This is a genomic window from Ruegeria sp. YTSA064, assembly GCF_059610325.1.
Window position 1 is genome coordinate 67,196 of the sequence record NZ_JBXWNK010000003.1, and the last position, 19,114, is coordinate 86,309.

Below are 19,114 nucleotides of genomic sequence, written 5' to 3' on the forward strand. Positions count from 1 at the left end.
TTTTTAAAGAATCGGCTTGCACGCCCGTGGCCTCAGGTCTAAATACCGCCTCACCAACGCGGACCGATAGCTCAGCTGGATAGAGTACTTGACTACGAATCAAGGGGTCGGGGGTTCGAATCCTCCTCGGTCCGCCACTTGGTAATTTCCTCAAATTATGATGAGTCATATTAGGTTGCTTAAACCTTTGTGTTTTATGGCTGTAGTCGCACTAGCGTGTTTCATTGGATTTTATCCGATTGCACCACTATACTTTCGTTGAGTGGTATATTTTGTGGTATTTTCATGGCTGCGCTCAGCGGGAAGCTGACAAAGAAGCTGGTAGAGAATCTCGGTCCGGGTCGGCATGGCGACGGTTCTGGCCTGTACCTTGTTGTTGATCCATCAGGTGCACGGCGTTGGATTGTGCGCGTAACGGTCAAAGGTCAGAAGAACCGCAAAGGTGCACCGCTGCGCACGGATTTCGGGTTGGGTGGCGTTGATGTCGTCACACTAAACCAGGCTCGAGAAAGAGCGCTCGAATACCGGCGAATGGCGAAAGCTGGTTTGAACCCTCGATTTAACGCCCAGCGTGAAATCCCGACTTTCGAAGAGCTCAGCCGACAGGTTCACATTGACCGCCTGCCGACTTGGAAGAATGCCAAGCACGGACAGCAATGGCTCAACACCTTGCGCGATTATGCATTCCCCAAGATCGGACGCATGCCTGTGGACAGCATTGAACAGCCAGAAGTGCTGATGTGCCTGGCCCCCATCTGGACCGAGAAACACGAAACCGCAAAGCGACTGTCGCAGCGGATCAAGACGGTGCTCGATGTGGCGAAGTCCAAGGGCTTCCGCTCGGGCGAGAATCCAGTGACTGCGATCCGCGAAGGAAAGGTTCTCCCCGCCGTCAAAGCCAAGGTCCAGCACCATGACGCGATGCCGTGGCAGGAGGTGCCCGCGTTCTATGCCGAGTTGCAGACCCGCTCCGCCATGGCCGCCAATGCGCTGCAGTTCACCATTCTGACTGCCTGCCGGACATCTGAGGTGTTGGAGATGAAATGGCCTGAGGTCGATGTCGATGCACGTCTGTGGACCATACCAGCGGAGCGCATGAAGGGCGGGCAGGTCCACCGCGTCCCTCTCACCGAAGAAATGCTGGCCATTCTGGAGCCGTTGCGCGCGCTGGCCTCTGACTATGTGTTCGAGGGGCAAAAGCGGCATCAACCCTTGTCGAACATGTCGATGCTGATGCTGCTGCGACGGATGCGGCAGGATGGCGTCACCGTGCATGGCTTCCGCAGTTCGTTTCGAGATTGGGCGGCGGAGGCTGCAAACGCGCCGCGCGAACTGGCGGAGGCGGCATTGGCACATCAGGTTGGATCAGATGTGGAGCGGGCCTATGCGCGGTCAGATTTATTGGAAAGAAGACGAGATTTGGTAGAACAGTGGGTCACGTTCGTGAGAAGGGAGAAAAACTGTGATTAGTGAGCTTGGTTTTTTGCCTGTGGGTCGAGCGCTTTCCGATTGGAGAAAGGTAATCGACCCAAAATTCGAAACCGAAGCTGCTTCAGAGTTGCTCGCTGACGATCACTTGGGACCTTTGGCAAGGAGCGAGTTCGAAAAGCATAAGGCGATTGATGGGCCAAAGCTCTTTTTTAAGGACGTTCTTGAATTCGTTGAGTTTCAAGGAGAGGCGGACGCAAGGAGTTTCAGTGAGAAACTGTTTTTGGATCAGCTTGAGCAGCAAACTCTCTACCTTTTTGACGGCGACAAAACAATGATCGCCTCACCGGAAATACTTGATTGGATTGACGAAGGAAGCTTTTCCGAAGAGTTTTGGTGTCCCGAACTGAATGAAATCGACATTCATACGGTTCATTCGTCTACTGTTAGAAAATACCTTTCCTTGCCGGTGTTTGATGGCAAGCTGTTCTGTTTCATAGATCCTTATACTTGGACTGTTGATACGCGAGGAATTGAAGCGATTAGAGAGCGCGTCTCACAAGTTATAGATCCACTGATGCTCCAAGCATGGTTGGATAAATCTGAAATTGAGGGTGATACCGACAATAAAGAGGATCGCTATTACTGGACTGCTTTTGAGAAGATCCAGCATATGGTCGAAATCGGAGAAATTGACGATTACGAAGATCACACCCTAACCCAGGCCTCGGTCACTCAAATTAGGTATTTTTTGGAATACAAGTTGCCTTTGCTAAAGAACATGCAGCTTTCCGCCGTCACAAAGAGTTCGGGAGCGGGGCTTTGTGTGAAAGAGGCTAAGTGGACAGATGCTATCGAAAGCGTGAAATCCAAAACGTATGCCGAGCTCAAAGGGCGGTGGTACGACGAGGGAAAGAAAGCCACGTCTGGACCAACAAACACGGTTGCTGAAGAAAAAAGGATTGTGACGGAAGTAAAATTCTTCCTTTCAAATAACGAATGGACCGGTACAAACTCTGAACTAAGAGAGACGCTTGGTTCAAGCTTGGGTTCGCGGGCTTGGAGACGTGTGATTGACGAGGTGCGGAAAGACTTCCCTGAAGTTTCGGCTCCGGGTAGACGGACTCGGAAATCATAACACCGTATCGAAACGCCAAGTATTCGTGACGGCTATTTCAATAAAGCAATGCCAATAAATTCGAAGCCATCGCAACTGATCCAAGGGGATTTCAACGATGGCAAATGTCTTCAATGACGACCGGGTCTATTTCCCAGAAGACCCTGAAATGCAATTGCTGGGAAACCGCGAAAAGCTGGCTCAATGGCGCCACCGCATGTGCGGTCCGGCCTTCATTCGCATCGGGCGGCGGATCGCGTATCATGGCGCTGATCTGAACGCCTGGCTTTCTGCGCAGCGCACCGATCCCAACAACGAGGCTGCATAATGAAAAACCCCAACTCCAAGCGCGGAGATGGGGCTTTTCCAGTGACATCAACTGCCACCCTAGCAAGTCCAGTTGATGCCACAGGATGCCCCGCGCCGACAAGACAAAACGAGCGCCGGTACTACTGGTCGCCCCAGAGCCACTCGATCGAACGGGTGATCATTCGGAAAGGACGGATCGAGCATGGCTGATATTTCCTTTTCCAAGTCGATTAATAACAACCACGACAGGGGGGCAGACTATGGCCCTCTTTCCCAAACTGGTCATCGGGAAACCGCTGATAACTACAGCGGTGAGCTCTTTCGCCTCGGCATCTACCGGGTGGCCGTATGCCGGGATGGCGTCCAATGGCTGTTTCAGCGTCAGAGGCCTCAATTTCCGGCCGGGGGAGCGGCCTGGGACACGCTCGGGTACTGTGTGTCCAAATCCGGCCTAACCCGGCTCGTCCGGGCGCATATCAGCTGTGACATGCCAGAACTGGACAAGTTGTCCGAGCACTTCCAGCGAGGGTGTCGCGATGAGTAGGCGCCGGTCTCCCAACGGTAAACGGTCGGATGAGGGCCAATATGTCCCTATGCCCTACGCAATGATCAAATCCCCGGCATGGCGTGCGTTGTCCGGACCTGCTGTGAAGCTCTGGCTAGAGCTTCACTCCCGCTTCAACGGTGGCAACAACGGCAAGCTGTTTCTGTCGATGAACGAGGCGGCAGAAATTTTGGGGTTGGGCAAGGCCACCGTTCAACGCGCTTTCGAGGATCTGCAGGACAAAGGCTTTCTTGTGCTGGAGCAGGAAGGCAACTGGTATCACCGCCGGGCCCACGAATGGCGGTTGACGACCAAGGCGACGCAATCCCGGTCCGGCAAGAAAGCCGCCACCAATGATTGGCGTTTCTGGCAACCCGAAAAAACAAAACGCGGTTCTGAGACGGACCCGTCAGCATCCTCTTTGGTTCCGTTTGAAAACCCAAAGACCTCTCATGGTTCCAAATCAGAACCCGTCAGACCGATTTCGCGTCGGTCCTTCGGTTCTGAGACGGAACACTAATACTAACCACTCCCTGTTACGCGAGGCGGGCATGAGCAAGACACAGAATGACAGTGGCAACGATCTGCAGACAAAGAACTCCGAACTTACTGAGGCAGAAGTCAATGCGATTGCTGACCTAAGGGCACGAAAGAGATCACGTGTCCGAGCGCCGGATATCAAGCTGGACCTCGAGGAGGAAACGCGAAGGCTCACAGTCGGCCACAAAGAGAAAGACCCAAACGCAGCCTGTGCTTTGGCAATGCATGAGCTAGGCACAGCAGACTACCGGTTCTTCGAAGGCGTCATGGATCAAGTCGCAACCCTCGGGAAACAGGATAGCTCTGTTTCCGAGGCCGCATCGAACTTCGTAATGTCGGTTGTTGCTGGGGTTAAGCCTCAGGACGAGATCGAAGCCATGCTTGCGATCCAGATGGGCGCGATCCATCAGGCCACGATGATGATGGCGCGTCGACTGAACCATGTGAAAACTCTCCCGCAGCAAGATTCAGCGGAACGGGCGCTTAACAAACTCGCGCGCACTTTCACCGGCCAAGTTGAAACCCTCAAAAAGTATAGGTCAAAGGCAAATCAGACCGTGCGCGTTGAACGCGTCGAGGTGAAGGAAGGTGGCCAGGCCATAGTTGGGAACATCCACAGTGGGGGGCGGGGCGATGACAAAAAGTGACGACAACCCCATGGACCCTACGAAAAGACTCAATGATGCGCCCAGATGCACAGCAACGGCAAAGTCCACAGGCCAGCGTTGTCGTGCTCCATCAGTCAGAGGTTGGACCGTGTGCCGCGTTCATGGCGCGCGCGGTGGACACGCGGCTGGGCCAAGCCATCCGTCATGGAAGCACGGTGAAAGATCGCGAAATGCTGAACAGTTTCGCAAAACCATCAGCGAATTGATCCGAGCCGACAAGGAACTGCTGAAGCTGATCCATTGATTGGGCACGGACTGGTTACCGACACAAAACAGTCATTCGACCAATCTAGCCGGATGACCGCACCGAGCCCAAAGCGGGCTGTCCCGTAGATCATCCGAACTACTGCTTACGCAAATACATCATTTTTTGAAATGTTATTTATATATATTCATTATTTTTTTTATTGATTGTGGGCCGTCATATCTGTCTCAGCTGGACCAAATCGGTTCGCACGAAACAACACATCGGAGACAGATCATGAAAATCATCGTCGTAGGTTCAACCGGAACACTTGGCACCGCCGTCACCGCTGATCTCGAGAAAGATCATGAGGTCGTGAAAGTGGGCTTCTCGGAAGGCGACGTTCAGGTGGACATCGCCGATATCGCATCGATCAGGGCGATGTTCGAACAGATTGGCCCGTTCGACGCTTTGGTTTCAGCCACCGGCGCAGTTCATTTCGGCCCGCTAGGAGATATCACGCAGGATGAATGGCAGCTTGGGCTCAACAACAAGCTCATGGGCCAAATCAACCTGGTGATGGAGGGCACTAAACACATCAGTGACGGTGGGTCATTCACGCTCACCGCAGGTATCATCAGCAAGGATCCGATCCGTTATGGCGCAGCGGCCACGACTGTGTGCAGTGCGCTGGAAGGATTTGCAGCTTCGGCGGCGTTGGAGTTGCCGCGCGGCATTCGCGTCAACGTCGTAAGCCCAACAATCCTTGAAGAATCGGTCCATCTATTAGGTGCCGCCTTCGCCGGTTTCGAACCTGTTCCCGCAGCCGTTGCGGCCAAAGCATTCCGCAAAAGCGTGGAAGGCGCAAAGAACGGTGAAACCCTTTATGTGCAAGGACGGACCTGAGGTCTGGTCATGCGCATATCCCAATCGAAAACAGACTGCCAAATCCGGGCCTCTATCGGGCTCGGATCCAAACCAAATGATGGAGTATTCCCCATGCATTTCATACCCGTCAAATACACCCAATACACCTTCTACTTCTTCATGGCGCTGCTCATGTCAGGTTTGATGTCGCTGGTTGTCACAACCATCAACCTTGGCTTGGTTCCCGGGCTGCTCCAGGCCTGGCTGAATGCCTGGATTGTTGGCTTTGTGGCGGCCCTTCCCGCGATCATGATCGTTACGCCAGCCGTAAGGAAAATCGTGGGCCAGCTGGTTGTGGAGAGCGATTAAACAACCTCACCAAGTTCAGCCGTTCACGACGGTGCCATCAGGCTCTTGAGAACGCTCCGCAGCCAAATGTTTCCTTGATCCCGGTCAACCCGTTTGTGCCAGAACATGCTGAGTATCGGACCCGGGACAGGAATCGGAGTCGGGCGCGCCACGAGCGCGCCTGACTCAACCAAAGACTTCACGTTTACCGAAGGCAGAACACCTACGAGATTGCTTTGCGACAGTACTTTCGTGGCACTCGCGAAATTGTTGATTGTCATGGCGACCTTGCGTTGCAAACCATGCTCGGCAAGGACCATATCGGTATAGCCAAGTGCGTCTCCTGAAAGCGATACCAGCAAGTGATCTGCCCCTACAAAACGCTCAAGCGTGAGCGCGCCTTTCGCAAGAACATGGTCGGGGTGCATGACGCAAACATAGTCGAGCTCAAGCAGGAACTCACTTGTGTCCATCGGCGGCATAAGATCGTTCGCGCCAATCAGGACGTCCACCGTCGCACTGGCAAGTACGCTTTCGCCATTGGCAATAGTGTACGGCACTGTTTGCACAGCGACCCCCGGCGCATCTTGTTCGAGACGCTGGCGCAGGTCAGCCCAAGCCATATCTACCATCAGGTCTGTCGCAGCGATGCGGAACACCCGATGTGATGTGGCAGGATCAAATCCCTTTGGATTGATGGCGTCGTCGATCTCTTCCAATGGCCGTTGCACCTTTGCCCAGAGGTTCTGGGCAAAGAGAGTGGGCCTGATGTTTCGGCCATCCTTGATGAAGAGATCGTCCTTCCAGATCGTGCGCATCCGCCCTACGGCATTTGAGACTGCCGGTTGGGTAATGTTCAGCCTATCCGCCGCGCGCGTAATGGAGCCCTCAGTCATTATGGCATCAAAAATTACGAGAAGACTGAGGTCTTGGCTACGCAAGGCGAACTCCCTAACTCCGATGATACTATTTGCATGTGCTAGGAAAGGCCATCACACGGCATACCACAAATCAACTCGTCCTCGTTAACAGGCAGAACGAAAGCCGACATTGCCATGGACTCTGATAACGACCGCTTAGTCCGCAACTGAGACACTCGAGGCGTGCATGACGAGCGGCTGGTTTTCCGCTTTGCGGTCATTGGTGCAATGTGCGGCGAATGACGGCAGAGAGCCCAAAACAACGAATGCTGCAACCTGCACCAATGGCTGCTTCGAGATTATCTGAAAAAGCGGCCAACGAGCCTCCGCTATGTTGGCTGGGCGACGTCTATCACCCAACCAACCTGTCGAGGTCCGCGGATCAGAAGGGCGCAAACCCGTCCGATGGATCGGTCGGGACCGTCCAGCGCGCGCGCGGATCGATTGTGGGCGCGAACGCACTAGGATGCGGGATCTGGCCGTTTTGACCGTAGAGCCACAGCACGAAATTGGAGCGTTGACCTTCGGTGATCGGTTCAGACGCATGGGGGACGCTGCCGTGGTGGATCAAGGCCGTGCCGGGCTCAAAGTGCAGTTTTTCGACCCGTCGCGACGCGGGATCAATGAAGCTGACAGCGGAGCCAGAATAGGCCTCGTCCGGTAGATTTAGATTGATATTCAGCGTGACCGATGATGCGTCTGAGTGAGGCCGGAGCGACGTGTCGTTATCTGCTTGCCACTGGATGGAAAACCCGAAGGTCTGCGTGTCGTATCCCATCACATCCGGGAACAAGAGCCGTGAGATGGGCCGCATATAGGTGTTCATCAGGTCGCGGTAGAACGTCTGGAAGGCTGAGGCCCCAAGATGCCCTTCCGAGCGCGGGTCAAGCATTGCACCGCCCCGGTTTAGGGAAATGCCATAGGGCGGGCGCAGCGGAATGCCTGCATCGGCGACACTGTCCAGATAGCTGCGCAAAACGAACAGCCGTTCGGGGTCAAAGAACTGGGTTTTGTAGACACCGGGGAAGACCTCTTCCCATAGTTTTTTCACTTCGCCTTCGGTTGCCGGGTCTTTCCAGGCCCCGTCGACCGCTGCGCGGAGACGGTCGTCATGAACAGATGCATCCAAGGCGGTTTGATTGGCCTGCTCCCATTCCTTCCATGCGTGTTTGAACAGCTCCTGGTTGTCATTTCAGAATTGCGCGACTTGCGGGGCGCGTTGCAGCATTGCTTCGCGTGTGGGGCGTTCCACGGCGCGTGCGCGCTCTAATGCAGATTGTGTCATGTCCTGTCTCAACTTTCTGATGGTCAAGCCTGTTGCTTCCGAGACATTAGATATTACCCTTAGATTGCGTATAAATGGACATATTTTTGATAACAGAATTCGTTTTCTCTACATAATAGAGGTGTGGCGCCTAGGACCCGGCCCAAGCCGCTGACCGTCCGATCTGTTGGATCAGATAGTCCATGAAGACGCGGACCTTTGCGGAGACTACGTTGCTTTTGGGGTATATCAGCCAAAGCGCCGGATTGTCCGCCAGTGTGTACCCGGGCAGCACCTGCACAAGGGACCCATCATTCAGCTCGCTGTGGACCGCCCAGAGGGAGTTAATCGAAATGCCGGCACCCTTGAGCGTGACACGCACTTGTGTCAGCCCGTCGTTCACGATCAGCCTGTGGGAGGCTTTGTGGAGGTCGAATGTTGCTTTGGCTCCGTCATCTGACACCAAGGCGCGCGGCTCCAGATCCTTGAAGGCGACCAGACGATGCGCCGCGAGGTCATCCGGTGTGCCGGGCACCCCATGTGTTTCCAGATAGTCTGGTGCTGCACAAAGAATACGTGTGTCGTTTGCCAGTTTGCGCGCCGTCAGACTGCTGTCCTCCAGAATAGAATTGCGGAGGGCCAGATCATAGCTGCCCTCAATCAGGTTGAACTGGGTATCTGATAAATGCAAATCGAGCGTCAGGTCTGGATAGGCATCCATAAAAGCGGGCAACAGGGGCGCGATATAGAGCTGGGCAAAGGTGCTTGGAGCGGCAAAGCGCAATGTCCCGCTCACCTCGGCCTTGCCTTTGCCGAATGCGGCGAGGGCCGCTTCTTCCTGTTCGATCATCTCTCGGGCGTACGGCAAGAAGTCCTGCCCCTCTAGGGACACTGAGACTTTCCGAGTGGATCGATGCAACAATTCGGCGCCCAGCAGTTTTTCAAGCTTTGCGAGCCGCGCGCTGGCCACCGCCGGTGCCATCCCTAGCGTTCGGCCCGCCGCGCTGATGTTCAGCGTTTCAGTAGCAAGGACGAAGAGGCGGAGGCTTTGCGTATCCATATTGTATATTTTTCCAGAAAACTGAATTCGATTATCTACCGTTTATATATCTGCGCAGCGGTATAGGTCAAAGCTCAAGACAGAGCGGAGAGCGGAATGACTCAGACAGCGACAGTGAATTATCACGTCCACAAACCGGAGCGTCAGGCGTTCGAGCTTGATGCCGGTGGCATCGTTGGCAATCTGATCGCGCCAGAACTCGCCCCAACCGAAGTGAAAGTGCGCGACGCGCGCAGGTCAGCCACAGACCCATCATTCGAGGATGACGCTGTCGCGTTTTCTTTCGCCCCCACAGCGGTCTCGTTCGCGCAAGACGATGATGCCTGGCAGGCGGAGTACGACGCAGAGCTGACGTCGCTTCTGACGACCAAGCTGGACGCGCAGGAGGTGATCATCTTTGATCACACGATCCGGGTGGATGACCCTGACGCCGCGCGCAAGCCCGCACGAAACGTCCACAGCGACTACAGCCCTGACGGCGCAGAACAGCGACTGATCGACATTCTTGGTGCTGATACAGCGGCAAAATGGAGCGCGGGGCACTACGCCTTCATTAACATCTGGCGACCGATCGAGGCGGCGATCAACTCAGCCCCGCTCGGGTTTATCCTGCCGTCGAGCGTCGCCCCGGAAGACTGGATCCTGCTTGATCTGATCTATCCCGACCGCAAAGGACAGATCATGGGGTTGGCGGCAAACCCGAATCATCAGTGGATCTACATGTCGAAGATGACCCCGGATGAGGTCGCCTACTTCAACATCTTCGACAATCAGGGACGGCCCTCCATCGGGCACTCCGCGTTGGACATGGTCGAAGACCCAAACGTCATGACCATCCGCAAAAGCATTGAGAGCCGCACCCTAGTGCGTTTTGCCTGATCCCATCATCGGACCCACGAAACACGAGCAAACGGAGAGAGACAATCATGACCAAGACAATTCTTATCACCGGATCAACAGACGGCATCGGTCTTTTGACGGCGCAGACCCTCGCAAAAGAGGGGCACAAAATTCTGCTTCATGGACGCGGTGCAGCCAAACTGGAAGCCGCCGTCAACGAGGTCGGCGGCGACGTCGAAACCTATGCCGCTGACCTGTCGCGTATGGCCGATATCCAAACCTTCGCGGCAGAGGTGCGCGAGAAACACGACCGCCTTGATGTGCTGATCAATAACGCGGGCGTGCTGAAAGTCGCGGAGACCCAGACCGAGGCCGGCCATGATGTGCGGTTCATGGTCAACACCTTGGCGCCCTATGCGCTGTCCCGCGCGCTTCTGCCGATCATTCCGAAAGACGGGCGGATCGTGAATCTATCCTCTGCCGCGCAAGCGCCGATTGATTTGGCTGCTATGCGCGGGGAAAAACAGCTTGGCCACAATGACGCCTACGCGCAAAGCAAGCTCGGCATCACGATCTGGACCCGCGAATTGGCGAAGGAGTTGACCGACGGACCCGTCGTCGTCGCCGTCAATCCCGGATCGTTGTTGGCTTCGAAGATGGTCAAGGAAGGCTACGGCATCGCGGGCAACGATCTGTCCATCGGCGCGAACATCCTGCGTGAAGCGGCGCTCGGGTCGTCGTTCGCGGATGTTTCGGGCAAGTATTTTGACAATGACAGCGGCCAGTTCGCGCAGCCACATGCGGCTGCACTGGACGCAACTCATTCGGCGCAGGTGATGCAAGGCATCGAAGATGCTTTGAAATCTCTCAGCTGATCCCACTGACGCCCGTCTGACGTCGGGCGTCTTTTACACCACCTGAAACTGCAACCCTCCGGCGACATGCGTTGTCCGGACCCAAGAAAGGACTGACTGATGAAATACGAGAATTTTCAAACCTTTGACGTGAAGGTCCAAGACGCCATCGCAACGGTGGCATTCGATTTTGGAACAGTGAATGTGCAAGGCCAGGAAATGCTGGCCGACCTCAACAGCCTTGCCATGCGGCTGGAGCGGGACCGCGATACCAAGGTGGTCATCTTCCAATCCGCGAACCCCGAGGTTTGGGTCTGCCACTACGACACCGAGCTGCTCAAGGACATGTCGACCGAAGCTGTCTCCCGCGATGAAGCCCAGCTGCTCGATTTGCAAGCGGTCTGCGAACGCATCAGCAAGGTGCCTCAGGCCACGATCGCGAAGCTGGAAGGCTTCGCACGCGGTGGTGGCCACGAGTTGGCCCTGGCGCTGGACATGCGCTTTGCGGCGCGTGGCAAATTCAAGTTCATGCAGATGGAAGTCGGCATGGGTATCCTGCCCTGCGGCGGCGGTGCGTCCCGCATGGCCCGTCAGACCGGTCTGGGCCGCGCGCTGGAAATCATCCTGAGTGCCCGAGACTTTGACGCCGATGAAGCCGAGGCAATGGGCACGATCAATAAAGCGTTGGATGCCGATGAGATCGACGACTACGTAAACACCTTGGCGCAGCGGATTTCCAAGTTCCCGGCAGAGTCCATCAATGCCTGCAAGCAGATGGTCTACGAGTCGATCGACAAGCCTATCGATGAGGCCCTGAAGGCCGAGGCCTATTGGCTCTACCAGGCAACGAGCAAAACATCAGCCGTTAAACGCTTCACGATCGCAGACGAGCAGGGCCTAGAGCACGACATGGAAAACCAGCGGAACTGGGAAAACCTGGTCATGGATGTTCAGGATATCAACTGAGATTGATTGGATTAAGCGGACATTCGGCCTTGTGCGTCGGATGTCCGTTTTGTCCGCGAAGCAGACATTAGAGAGAGTTGCGACGAATGACCGCTCTGCGGACAAAAGTTGCCATAGGCTCAATGGTTGTTGAGGACCGGTCTCAGCCCGAAGCGGACACGCTCATTGGTAGCGTTGTTTGAAAAGCTGACAATCACTTTCACTTTCAATTGTTACCGGTCTTGAGCTGGATTTCCTTTTGTCCTGCGCTCACGAAACCATTCCCGAATTTGCAGGTCTTTTTTGTTGGCGGCAATTTTTGGTATACCAAACACCAAATACCTGATACATCATCCTCGTGAGATTGCGAATCGGCCCGTTGGGAGAGGTCGGTTCGGTACCCTGAGGAGGATCAGAATGAAGAAGTTTCTCGCCACCGTATCCGTGACGGCAATGGCCCTGACAGGCGCTGTGGCCAATGCTGACGAATACCCGTCCAAGACCATTGAAGTCGTGACCCACGCCGGCAATGGCGGCGGCACGGACGTCACCACCCGGATGATGATGCTCCGCGCCCGCCGTGAGCTGAAAACCGACATGGTCGTGGTCAACAAGAAAGGTGGCGGTGGCGCCGTTGCCATGGACCACTATCTCGAAGTTCCTGCCGACGGTTACACCATCCTGACCTTCACCATCGGCCACGCGGCCACCGTGGCCAAGGGCAAGACCAAGATGACGCTGGACGATATCCGTCCGATCGCCCGCGGCACCGACGACCCGCAGATCCTGATGGTCCGCTGTGGCGCCTATGACAACGCCGAAGCCTTTGTCGCGGCTCAGAAAGAAGCGCCGATTTCCTACGGTACCACCCACCTGGGCAATATCGACGACGTCTCGGCCTTCATGTTCACCAAGAAGGGCGGCATGCAGACCCCGAAGATCGTTCCGTTTGACGGCGGCGGTGAACTGGCAACCCAGTTGGTGGCCGGTGCGGTTGATGCAGCCGTGCTGAACCTGGCCGAGGCCGGGTCTCAGATCGACGCAGGCGATGTCTGCCCGATCGTGGTTCTGGCCGATGAGCGCATGTCCGGACTGCCGGATGTCGCCACCGCCAAGGAACTGGGCATCGATGTCAGCTTCTCGACCGTGCGCGGCTTTGTGGTTCACAAGGACACGCCCGATGATGTTGCCGCCAAGATCGAGGACGCACTGATGAATTCGATGAACCACGGTGTCTACCAGGGCTTCCTGGACAGCGTTGGGCTCGACAGCACTTCGGTCGTCGGATCGGAGGCCTGGGGCAACCAGATCACCACTATGGTCACCGACATGGAAGCGGCTCTGAAAGAGCTCGGCTTCATCGAGTAACCTGACCATTTGCGGCGCGGCGGTTCCAGTCGCCGCGCCCTCTTTCCCTTTCGAGATCTGACATGCAGACCCCCACCGAAAACCCCGTTTCGCAGCGCCGCGCGATCTCGCGCATGGCGATTCCGTTGGGCATCATCGCGTTCTGCGCCTGGGCCTGGTGGCTGAGCACCCAGTTCGAGCGGGTTCCCCCGATCCTGAAACGCGGGATGCAGCCATCTGATTTCCCGCAATTGGTACTCGGCCTGATCATCTTTCTGTCGATCTGGCTGCTGTTCCGCGACCGTTCCGAAGCGCCTGAACGCCTCACCAAGATGGTGCAGTTGACGATGGGCCTGCTGATCGGTTTCGTGCTGGTGGGCGAGATCGACCTGTTCCTGGCCCTTAGCCTTTTCGCCACCTCGCTGGCCGCCCTCTGGGGCGAACGCCGGATCTGGGCGATCGTGCTGGTCGGTCTCATCGCCCCCACCGCCGTGTTCTTCCTGTTCGACGGCATTTTCGAAGTCCGCTTTCCGCGCGGTCTGCTAACCAACTTCTGGTATGAGTAACTGACCCATGGACGCAGCTATCCTCAACGGCCTGATGGCCCTCGCCGATCCGCAGCTCCTGGTGCTGATCTTTGCCGCGACCCTGGGAGGTGTTCTGGTGGGCGCCCTGCCGGGCCTGAACGCCACCACAGGCGTCGCCCTGCTCTTGCCCTTTACCATCACGATGGACCCGATCCCGGCCATCGCGATCCTGACCACGATCTATTGCGCCGCGACCTTTGCCGGGGCAATCACCGCCATTCTCATCAATACGCCGGGGACATCGGCCAGTGCCACCACTTGCCTAGACGGCTATCCCCTGGCCCAAAGGGGAGAGGCAGGCCGCGCGCTGGGGATGGCGGCGGTCTCCTCGACCATCGGCGGCATCATCTCGGTCGTAGCCCTAATGGCGGCCGCCCCGCTGATGGCGCGGGCCGCCTATAACTTTGCCCCGCCGGAATACTTCGCGCTCACCGTGTTCGGCCTGTCGATGCTGGCCACCATCGGGGACGGATCTCCGGTCAAGAATATCGTCTCGGGTGCCTTCGGCGTGCTGCTGGCTACGGTCGGCATCGACCTGCTGACCTCGATCGAACGCTTCACCTTCGGCATGAATGAACTCAGCGAAGGCATTCCGTTTGTGCCGGTGATGATCGGCGTGTTCGGCATCTCGGAACTGCTGATCCAGGCCGACAACCTGCATGTGGAACGCAAGCAGGTGATCATGAAGGCGATCAAGCTACCGAGCCGTGAAGATTACGCCCGTGTCTGGAAGACCATCCTGCGCTCGTCCGGCATCGGCACTTTCATCGGCATCCTGCCGGCAGAGGGCGCCACCGTGGCCTCGATGATCGGCTATAACGAGGCCAAACGCTGGTCCAAGAAGCCCGAGGAATTCGGCAAGGGATCACTGGAAGGCATCGCAGGCTCCGAAGCCGCCAACAACTCGGCCACCGGCGGTGCCATGGTGCCAACCCTGGCACTGGGGATCCCCGGCAGCCCAACGGCGGCAGTGATCCTGGCCGGCCTGATGGTCCATGGTTTGCGCCCCGGCCCCACTATGTTCACCGAACAGGCCGATTTCGCATTCGCCATCTTCTGGTCGATGATGCTGGTCAACGTGATCTTCTTCTTCATCGGTCTCTGGGGCGCCAAGATCTTTGCCCGCGTCACCCTGATCCCGATCCAGATCCTGTGGCCCATCGTATTCATCTTCTCGATCGTTGGCGCCTATGCGCTGGAACAGTCGATAATGGATGTGTGGATTGCCATCGGCTCGGGCATCGTCGGCTTCTTCATGCGCCGCCACGGCTTCTCGGTGGTGCCCATGGCCATCGGCCTGATCCTGGGCGGCATGCTGGAAACCCGCCTGGGCCAGTCCATGGTGATGTTGGACGAACAGTGGTGGCTGATGTTCACCCGTCCGCTGGCCCTCTTCTTTTTTGTCCTGACCGGACTGGCCCTGTTCGGCCCGATGGTCTGGGGACTGCTCTTCAAACAACGCTCGCCCGTCGAGTCGACCGGAGAATAAGCAATGACAAGAGTAAAATCCGTCCGCACGCGCGTCTGGAACTGGAAAGGCAAGACTGTTCCTCCGCAAGGCAATTTCTGCACCAATGCCAGTGATCTGCTGTGGGAGAAAGGCGATGCGATGTCGTCCTTCCGCTTCCACCAGTGGCTGACCTGCGAGATTGAGACCGAAGACGGAACCATCGGGATCGGCAATGCAGCCCTTGCGCCGAACGTGGTGAAACAGGCGATTGACGAGTGGTTTGCACCTATGGTGATCGGCGAAGATCCGTTTGATTACGCCTATCTCTGGGAAAAGATGTACCGCCGGTCACACGCCTGGGGCCGCAAGGGCATCGGCATGACCGCGATCTCGGCGGTGGACCTCGCGATCTGGGACTTGATGGGCAAGCTGACCGGCAAGCCCGTTTTCAAACTGCTCGGCGGCCGCACCAAGGAAAAGATCCCGGTCTATTACTCCAAGCTCTATTCCGGGCCCATCGAGTCCATGCAGGCCGAGGCCGAAGAAGCCAGCAAGAACAACTATCAGGGATACAAGATGCGCTTTGGCTGGGGCCCCAAGGATGGGCCGGCAGGAATGCGCGAAAATCTCAAGCGGGTCGAAGCGGTGCGCGAAGTCATTGGCTATGACGTGGATCTGATGCTGGAATGCTATCAGGGCTGGAATGTCGATTACACCAAGCGCATGCTGCCCAGGCTGGCCAGATATGAACCCCGCTGGCTGGAAGAGCCGGTGATTGCTGACGACGTCGAAGGCTATCGTGAACTGAACGCCATGAACATCGTGCCCATTTCGGGCGGCGAGCATGAGTTTTCCGTGATCGGCTGCAAAGACCTAATCGAGAAAAAGGCCGTCAGCGTCCTGCAATATGACACCAACCGCGTGGGCGGCATCACCGCGGCGCAGAAAATCAACGCCATTGCCGAAGCCTTTCAGGTGCCGGTCATTCCGCATGCCGGGCAGATGCACAATTACCATCTGACCATGGCCAATGCGAATTGCATGATTTCGGAGTATTTCCCGGTCTTCGATGTCGAAGTAGGTAACGAGCTGTTCTATTACATCTTCGATGGCGACCCGGATGCAGTGGACGGGTTCCTTGATCTGGATGACAACAAGCCTGGTCTGGGGATCGAGATCACCGACAAGTACCTGAGCGATTTCGAGGTGACGGAATGAGCGGCCCCTACACTGGCATCTGGCCCGTTGCGCCAACCCCGTTCAACGAAGACGGCTCACTTGACCTCGAAGGGATGAAACGGGCATTGGATTGCCTGATCGATCAGGGCGCAGATGGCATCTGTGTGCTGGCCAATTTCTCAGAACAGTTCCTGATTTCGGATGCTGAACGCGAGGTTCTGGCGCGCCTTTCGGTGGAACATGTAGCGGGCCGCGTCCCGGTGATTGTCACCATCAGCCACTACGCGACGCAGATCGCAGTGGAACGCGCACAATTCGCCAAGGATCTGGGTGCCGATGTCGTCATGATGATGCCGCCCTATCACGGCGCGTTGCTCAAAGGCACGCCCGAGCAGAGTTTCGAGCAGTTCGCGGCGGTGGGCGAGGTCGGCATCCCGATCATGGTGCAGGATGCGCCGCTCTCAGGCGTGGACCTGCCGGTTTCGCTTCTGGTGCGCATGGCCAGAGAAATCGAGGCGGTCAAGCTGTTCAAGATTGAATGCCCCCGCGCCGCAAACAAGATCCGCGCACTGATCGAACAGGGGGGCGACGCCATCGAAGCCCCCTTTGACGGGGAAGAAGCCATCACGCTGCTGGCCGACCTGGACGCGGGCGCAACCGGATCCATGACCTCGGGCATGATCGTCGATCAGATCAAGCCCGTCCTCAACCACCACCATGCGGGTCGCATCGAAGAGGCGACCGCCGCATATGGTCGCGTGGCCATGGCAATCAACCACGAAAACCGGCAATGTGGCTGGCAGTCATGCAAGGCGGCCATGGTCGAGGGCGGCGTGATCAAATCTGATTTCTGCCGCCACCCGATCCCGCCCTTGCACCCGGCAATCCGCGCGCGCCTGATAGACCTGCTGAAGCCGCTGGATCCGCTGGTTTTGAATTGGGGAAAGTAAATTGAGCGACGCCTGGCTGGATACATTGAAACAGGAAGGCGGGGTGCGCCCACGCCGGACCCTTGCCGAGGAAGCTGCGGACAATCTGCGTGAGTTCATTCTGCTTGGAAAACTGGCGCCGGGTACCGCGATTCCCGAGCGTGATCTAGCCGAGGCGTTGGGTGTGTCACGCACGCCCTTGCGCGAGGCGCTGCGCCTGCTCGAAATCGAAGGGCTGGTGGAATATTCCGCCACCCGCCGCCCGCGTGTGGCCGATCCGTCGCTGCACGAACTGACACAGTATATCTCGGTTCTTGGCGCGCTTGAGGCGCTGGCAGGCGAAACCGCCTGCCGCGAGGCCACCATGGCCGAAATTGTTGATATCGTACGGCTGGCCGCACGGATGGCTGAAGGGTCAGACACGCTCAAACCCCTGGACTTTTTTCGCCTCGACATGCAGTTCCACGCCGCCATTGTCGAGGCCAGCCGGAACGAGCCGCTGATCGAAACCCACCGGCAATACAACGCCCGCCTCTGGCGTGCCCGGTTCCTGTCGTCACAACAGGTGGACCGGCGCGACAACACCCTGTCTCAACATGCAGAAATCACCGACGCCCTGCAAAAACGCGACGCCAAGGCCACGCGCCGTGCATTGCGAGACCATCTGAAAAGCACGATCGAGAATATCGCCCGTATCCGCTCACAGGACAACGAAGAAGCCCCAGAGGACTGAACATGAAACCCAAAATAGGCATTATCCCCGGTGATCCCAGCGGCATCGGGCCGGAACTGATTGCGCGTCTGCTGGCTGACGAAGGCGTGGCCGAAGCCGCAGATATCCTTCTGATCGGCGATGCGCATGTGTTCCAAGCCGGACAGGCCGTGGCCGGGCAGGACTTCGACATGACTGCAGTTGATGCCGAAACATCGGACTGGACCGAGGTCGAAGCGTTTGCCTTTCACGCCATGGACACGATTTCGGCGGACAAGGTGCAGGTCGCCGAAGTGACCGAGGCCGGGGGCGCATCGGTTCTTCGCACGCTGGATCAGGCGCTCGAGTTCGCGCAAACCGGTGTGATCGATGCGATCGTCTTTGGCCCGTTCAACAAGGCGTCCATGCATCTGGCCGGTCTGGGGTATGATGACGAGTTGCATTACATGGCCGAAAAGCTGGGCGTGACCAACTACATATCGGAGCTCAACACGCTGGACGGCATGTGGACCAGCCGCGTCACCAGCCATATCCCGCTACGCGACGTGGCCGACACGATCTCCGAAGAGCGCGTGGCCGAAGCGGTACACCTGATCCACAACACCCTGCGCCGCTCGGGCCTTGAACACCCCCGGATTTCGGTGGCCGCGATCAACCCGCATGCAGGCGATGGCGGCAATTTCGGCACCGAAGAGATCGACATTCTCGAACCGACTGTGCGCAAACTTGCCCAGAGCCAGATGGCCGTCGATGGCCCGTGGCCCTCTGACACCGTGTTCCTCAAGGCGGTGGCCAAGGAAATCGACGCGGTGGTCACCATGTATCACGACCAGGGCCAGATCGCCCTCAAACTGCTGGGCTTTGATCGCGGCGTCACCGTGCAGGGCGGCTTGCCGATCCCGGTCTCCACCCCCGCACACGGCACCGCCTTTGACATCGCCGGACAGGGCCGCGCTGATGTTGGCGCCACACGTGCCGCTTTCGACATTGCGTGCAACATGGTTACACACTGGGACAAGTAA

At 57.1% G+C, this 19,114-nt stretch carries 21 protein-coding genes and 1 tRNA gene; 19 read left to right on the forward strand and 3 right to left on the reverse strand.

Going from position 1 to position 19,114, the window contains the following annotated elements:
- Positions 1-60: 60 nt before the first annotated feature.
- From AC2FI7_RS05180 to AC2FI7_RS05220, 9 genes are all read left to right on the forward strand, one after another.
- A tRNA-Arg gene (locus tag AC2FI7_RS05180) sits at positions 61-137 on the forward strand.
- A gap of 121 nt (positions 138-258) precedes the next feature.
- Positions 259-1,470 (forward strand): tyrosine-type recombinase/integrase, encoded by a 1,212-nt coding sequence (locus tag AC2FI7_RS05185; protein ID WP_496833274.1) that lies wholly within the window; start codon positions 259-261, stop codon positions 1,468-1,470.
- A complete protein-coding gene (locus AC2FI7_RS05190; protein ID WP_496815940.1) occupies positions 1,463-2,566 on the forward strand; it encodes a hypothetical protein in 1,104 nt (367 codons plus the stop codon). Before AC2FI7_RS05185 ends, AC2FI7_RS05190 begins: the two co-directional genes overlap by 8 nt.
- 97 nt (positions 2,567-2,663) lie before the next feature.
- Positions 2,664-2,873 (forward strand): MerR family transcriptional regulator, encoded by a 210-nt coding sequence (locus tag AC2FI7_RS05195; protein WP_496815942.1) that lies wholly within the window; start codon positions 2,664-2,666, stop codon positions 2,871-2,873.
- Positions 2,874-3,459: 586 nt separating this feature from the next.
- Entirely contained in the window at positions 3,460-3,918 is a 459-nt protein-coding gene (locus tag AC2FI7_RS05200; protein ID WP_496833276.1) for a helix-turn-helix domain-containing protein, read from the forward strand.
- 31 nt (positions 3,919-3,949) lie between these two features.
- Positions 3,950-4,585 (forward strand): hypothetical protein, encoded by a 636-nt coding sequence (locus AC2FI7_RS05205; RefSeq protein WP_496815944.1) that lies wholly within the window; start codon positions 3,950-3,952, stop codon positions 4,583-4,585.
- Positions 4,586-4,617: 32 nt separating this feature from the next.
- Positions 4,618-4,812, forward strand: a complete 195-nt coding sequence (locus tag AC2FI7_RS05210) for a hypothetical protein (protein WP_496815946.1) — start codon at positions 4,618-4,620, stop codon at positions 4,810-4,812.
- A 275-nt stretch (positions 4,813-5,087) separates the two neighbouring features.
- The gene (locus AC2FI7_RS05215; protein WP_496815947.1) at positions 5,088-5,696 is read left to right on the forward strand and encodes a short chain dehydrogenase; all 609 of its coding nucleotides are present in this window, start codon (positions 5,088-5,090) and stop codon (positions 5,694-5,696) included.
- Between the two features lie 93 nt (positions 5,697-5,789).
- Positions 5,790-6,026 (forward strand): DUF2798 domain-containing protein, encoded by a 237-nt coding sequence (locus AC2FI7_RS05220; protein ID WP_480747557.1) that lies wholly within the window; start codon positions 5,790-5,792, stop codon positions 6,024-6,026.
- Between the two features lie 23 nt (positions 6,027-6,049).
- On the opposite strand, the gene AC2FI7_RS05225 is transcribed toward AC2FI7_RS05220, so the two are convergent.
- The 3 genes from AC2FI7_RS05225 to AC2FI7_RS05235 all read right to left on the reverse strand — a co-directional run bounded on the left by AC2FI7_RS05225 (position 6,050) and on the right by AC2FI7_RS05235 (position 9,249).
- Positions 6,050-6,946, reverse strand: a complete 897-nt coding sequence (locus AC2FI7_RS05225; protein ID WP_480458489.1) for a LysR family transcriptional regulator — start codon at positions 6,944-6,946, stop codon at positions 6,050-6,052.
- Between the two features lie 361 nt (positions 6,947-7,307).
- Positions 7,308-8,054, reverse strand: a complete 747-nt coding sequence (locus tag AC2FI7_RS05230) for a 2OG-Fe(II) oxygenase family protein (protein ID WP_496815949.1) — start codon at positions 8,052-8,054, stop codon at positions 7,308-7,310.
- A gap of 286 nt (positions 8,055-8,340) precedes the next feature.
- Positions 8,341-9,249 (reverse strand): LysR family transcriptional regulator, encoded by a 909-nt coding sequence (locus tag AC2FI7_RS05235; protein ID WP_271951652.1) that lies wholly within the window; start codon positions 9,247-9,249, stop codon positions 8,341-8,343.
- 96 nt (positions 9,250-9,345) lie between these two features.
- On the opposite strand from AC2FI7_RS05235, the gene AC2FI7_RS05240 reads away from it, so the two are divergent.
- From AC2FI7_RS05240 to AC2FI7_RS05285, 10 genes are all read left to right on the forward strand, one after another.
- Positions 9,346-10,128 carry a CmcJ/NvfI family oxidoreductase gene (locus AC2FI7_RS05240; protein ID WP_496714277.1) on the forward strand — a complete coding sequence of 261 codons (783 nt, stop codon included), beginning with the start codon at positions 9,346-9,348 and terminating at the stop codon, positions 10,126-10,128.
- A 47-nt stretch (positions 10,129-10,175) separates the two neighbouring features.
- Positions 10,176-10,964 carry an SDR family NAD(P)-dependent oxidoreductase gene (locus tag AC2FI7_RS05245; protein ID WP_496833278.1) on the forward strand — a complete coding sequence of 263 codons (789 nt, stop codon included), beginning with the start codon at positions 10,176-10,178 and terminating at the stop codon, positions 10,962-10,964.
- Between the two features lie 99 nt (positions 10,965-11,063).
- Positions 11,064-11,909 (forward strand): enoyl-CoA hydratase/isomerase family protein, encoded by an 846-nt coding sequence (locus tag AC2FI7_RS05250; RefSeq protein ID WP_142640334.1) that lies wholly within the window; start codon positions 11,064-11,066, stop codon positions 11,907-11,909.
- A 396-nt stretch (positions 11,910-12,305) separates the two neighbouring features.
- Entirely contained in the window at positions 12,306-13,256 is a 951-nt protein-coding gene (locus AC2FI7_RS05255; protein WP_319544652.1) for a Bug family tripartite tricarboxylate transporter substrate binding protein, read from the forward strand.
- Between the two features lie 62 nt (positions 13,257-13,318).
- Complete coding sequence (locus AC2FI7_RS05260; protein ID WP_496815951.1) at positions 13,319-13,801, forward strand: tripartite tricarboxylate transporter TctB family protein; 483 nt, start codon at positions 13,319-13,321, stop codon at positions 13,799-13,801.
- A 7-nt stretch (positions 13,802-13,808) separates the two neighbouring features.
- A complete protein-coding gene (locus AC2FI7_RS05265) occupies positions 13,809-15,311 on the forward strand; it encodes a tripartite tricarboxylate transporter permease (protein ID WP_496815953.1) in 1,503 nt (500 codons plus the stop codon).
- 3 nt (positions 15,312-15,314) lie between these two features.
- Positions 15,315-16,490: an L-rhamnonate dehydratase gene (locus tag AC2FI7_RS05270; protein WP_171236877.1), complete on the forward strand. Its 1,176-nt coding sequence runs from the start codon at positions 15,315-15,317 to the stop codon at positions 16,488-16,490.
- Complete coding sequence (locus AC2FI7_RS05275; RefSeq protein WP_496815954.1) at positions 16,487-17,401, forward strand: dihydrodipicolinate synthase family protein; 915 nt, start codon at positions 16,487-16,489, stop codon at positions 17,399-17,401. Before AC2FI7_RS05270 ends, AC2FI7_RS05275 begins: the two co-directional genes overlap by 4 nt.
- Position 17,402: 1 nt before the next feature.
- On the forward strand, positions 17,403-18,113 hold the full coding sequence (locus AC2FI7_RS05280) for a GntR family transcriptional regulator (protein ID WP_496815955.1): 711 nt from the start codon (positions 17,403-17,405) through the stop codon (positions 18,111-18,113).
- Positions 18,114-18,115: 2 nt separating this feature from the next.
- Positions 18,116-19,114 carry a 4-hydroxythreonine-4-phosphate dehydrogenase PdxA gene (locus AC2FI7_RS05285; protein WP_496815956.1) on the forward strand — a complete coding sequence of 333 codons (999 nt, stop codon included), beginning with the start codon at positions 18,116-18,118 and terminating at the stop codon, positions 19,112-19,114.

What these genes read in the sequence shown, in the direction of transcription:
- AC2FI7_RS05240 (WP_496714277.1), top strand. Translation starts at nt 9,346, where the DNA reads ATGACTCAGACAGCGACAGTGAATTATCACGTCCACAAACCGGAGCGT.
- AC2FI7_RS05270 (WP_171236877.1), top strand. Translation starts at nt 15,315, where the DNA reads ATGACAAGAGTAAAATCCGTCCGCACGCGCGTCTGGAACTGGAAAGGC.
- AC2FI7_RS05260 (WP_496815951.1), top strand. Translation starts at nt 13,319, where the DNA reads ATGCAGACCCCCACCGAAAACCCCGTTTCGCAGCGCCGCGCGATCTCG.
- AC2FI7_RS05205 (WP_496815944.1), top strand. Translation starts at nt 3,950, where the DNA reads ATGAGCAAGACACAGAATGACAGTGGCAACGATCTGCAGACAAAGAAC.
- AC2FI7_RS05245 (WP_496833278.1), top strand. Translation starts at nt 10,176, where the DNA reads ATGACCAAGACAATTCTTATCACCGGATCAACAGACGGCATCGGTCTT.
- AC2FI7_RS05265 (WP_496815953.1), top strand. Translation starts at nt 13,809, where the DNA reads ATGGACGCAGCTATCCTCAACGGCCTGATGGCCCTCGCCGATCCGCAG.
- AC2FI7_RS05235 (WP_271951652.1), bottom strand. Translation starts at nt 9,249, where the DNA reads ATGGATACGCAAAGCCTCCGCCTCTTCGTCCTTGCTACTGAAACGCTG.
- AC2FI7_RS05200 (WP_496833276.1), top strand. Translation starts at nt 3,460, where the DNA reads ATGATCAAATCCCCGGCATGGCGTGCGTTGTCCGGACCTGCTGTGAAG.
- AC2FI7_RS05195 (WP_496815942.1), top strand. Translation starts at nt 2,664, where the DNA reads ATGGCAAATGTCTTCAATGACGACCGGGTCTATTTCCCAGAAGACCCT.
- AC2FI7_RS05285 (WP_496815956.1), top strand. Translation starts at nt 18,116, where the DNA reads ATGAAACCCAAAATAGGCATTATCCCCGGTGATCCCAGCGGCATCGGG.
- AC2FI7_RS05215 (WP_496815947.1), top strand. Translation starts at nt 5,088, where the DNA reads ATGAAAATCATCGTCGTAGGTTCAACCGGAACACTTGGCACCGCCGTC.
- AC2FI7_RS05220 (WP_480747557.1), top strand. Translation starts at nt 5,790, where the DNA reads ATGCATTTCATACCCGTCAAATACACCCAATACACCTTCTACTTCTTC.
- AC2FI7_RS05250 (WP_142640334.1), top strand. Translation starts at nt 11,064, where the DNA reads ATGAAATACGAGAATTTTCAAACCTTTGACGTGAAGGTCCAAGACGCC.
- AC2FI7_RS05255 (WP_319544652.1), top strand. Translation starts at nt 12,306, where the DNA reads ATGAAGAAGTTTCTCGCCACCGTATCCGTGACGGCAATGGCCCTGACA.
- AC2FI7_RS05275 (WP_496815954.1), top strand. Translation starts at nt 16,487, where the DNA reads ATGAGCGGCCCCTACACTGGCATCTGGCCCGTTGCGCCAACCCCGTTC.
- AC2FI7_RS05210 (WP_496815946.1), top strand. Translation starts at nt 4,618, where the DNA reads ATGATGCGCCCAGATGCACAGCAACGGCAAAGTCCACAGGCCAGCGTT.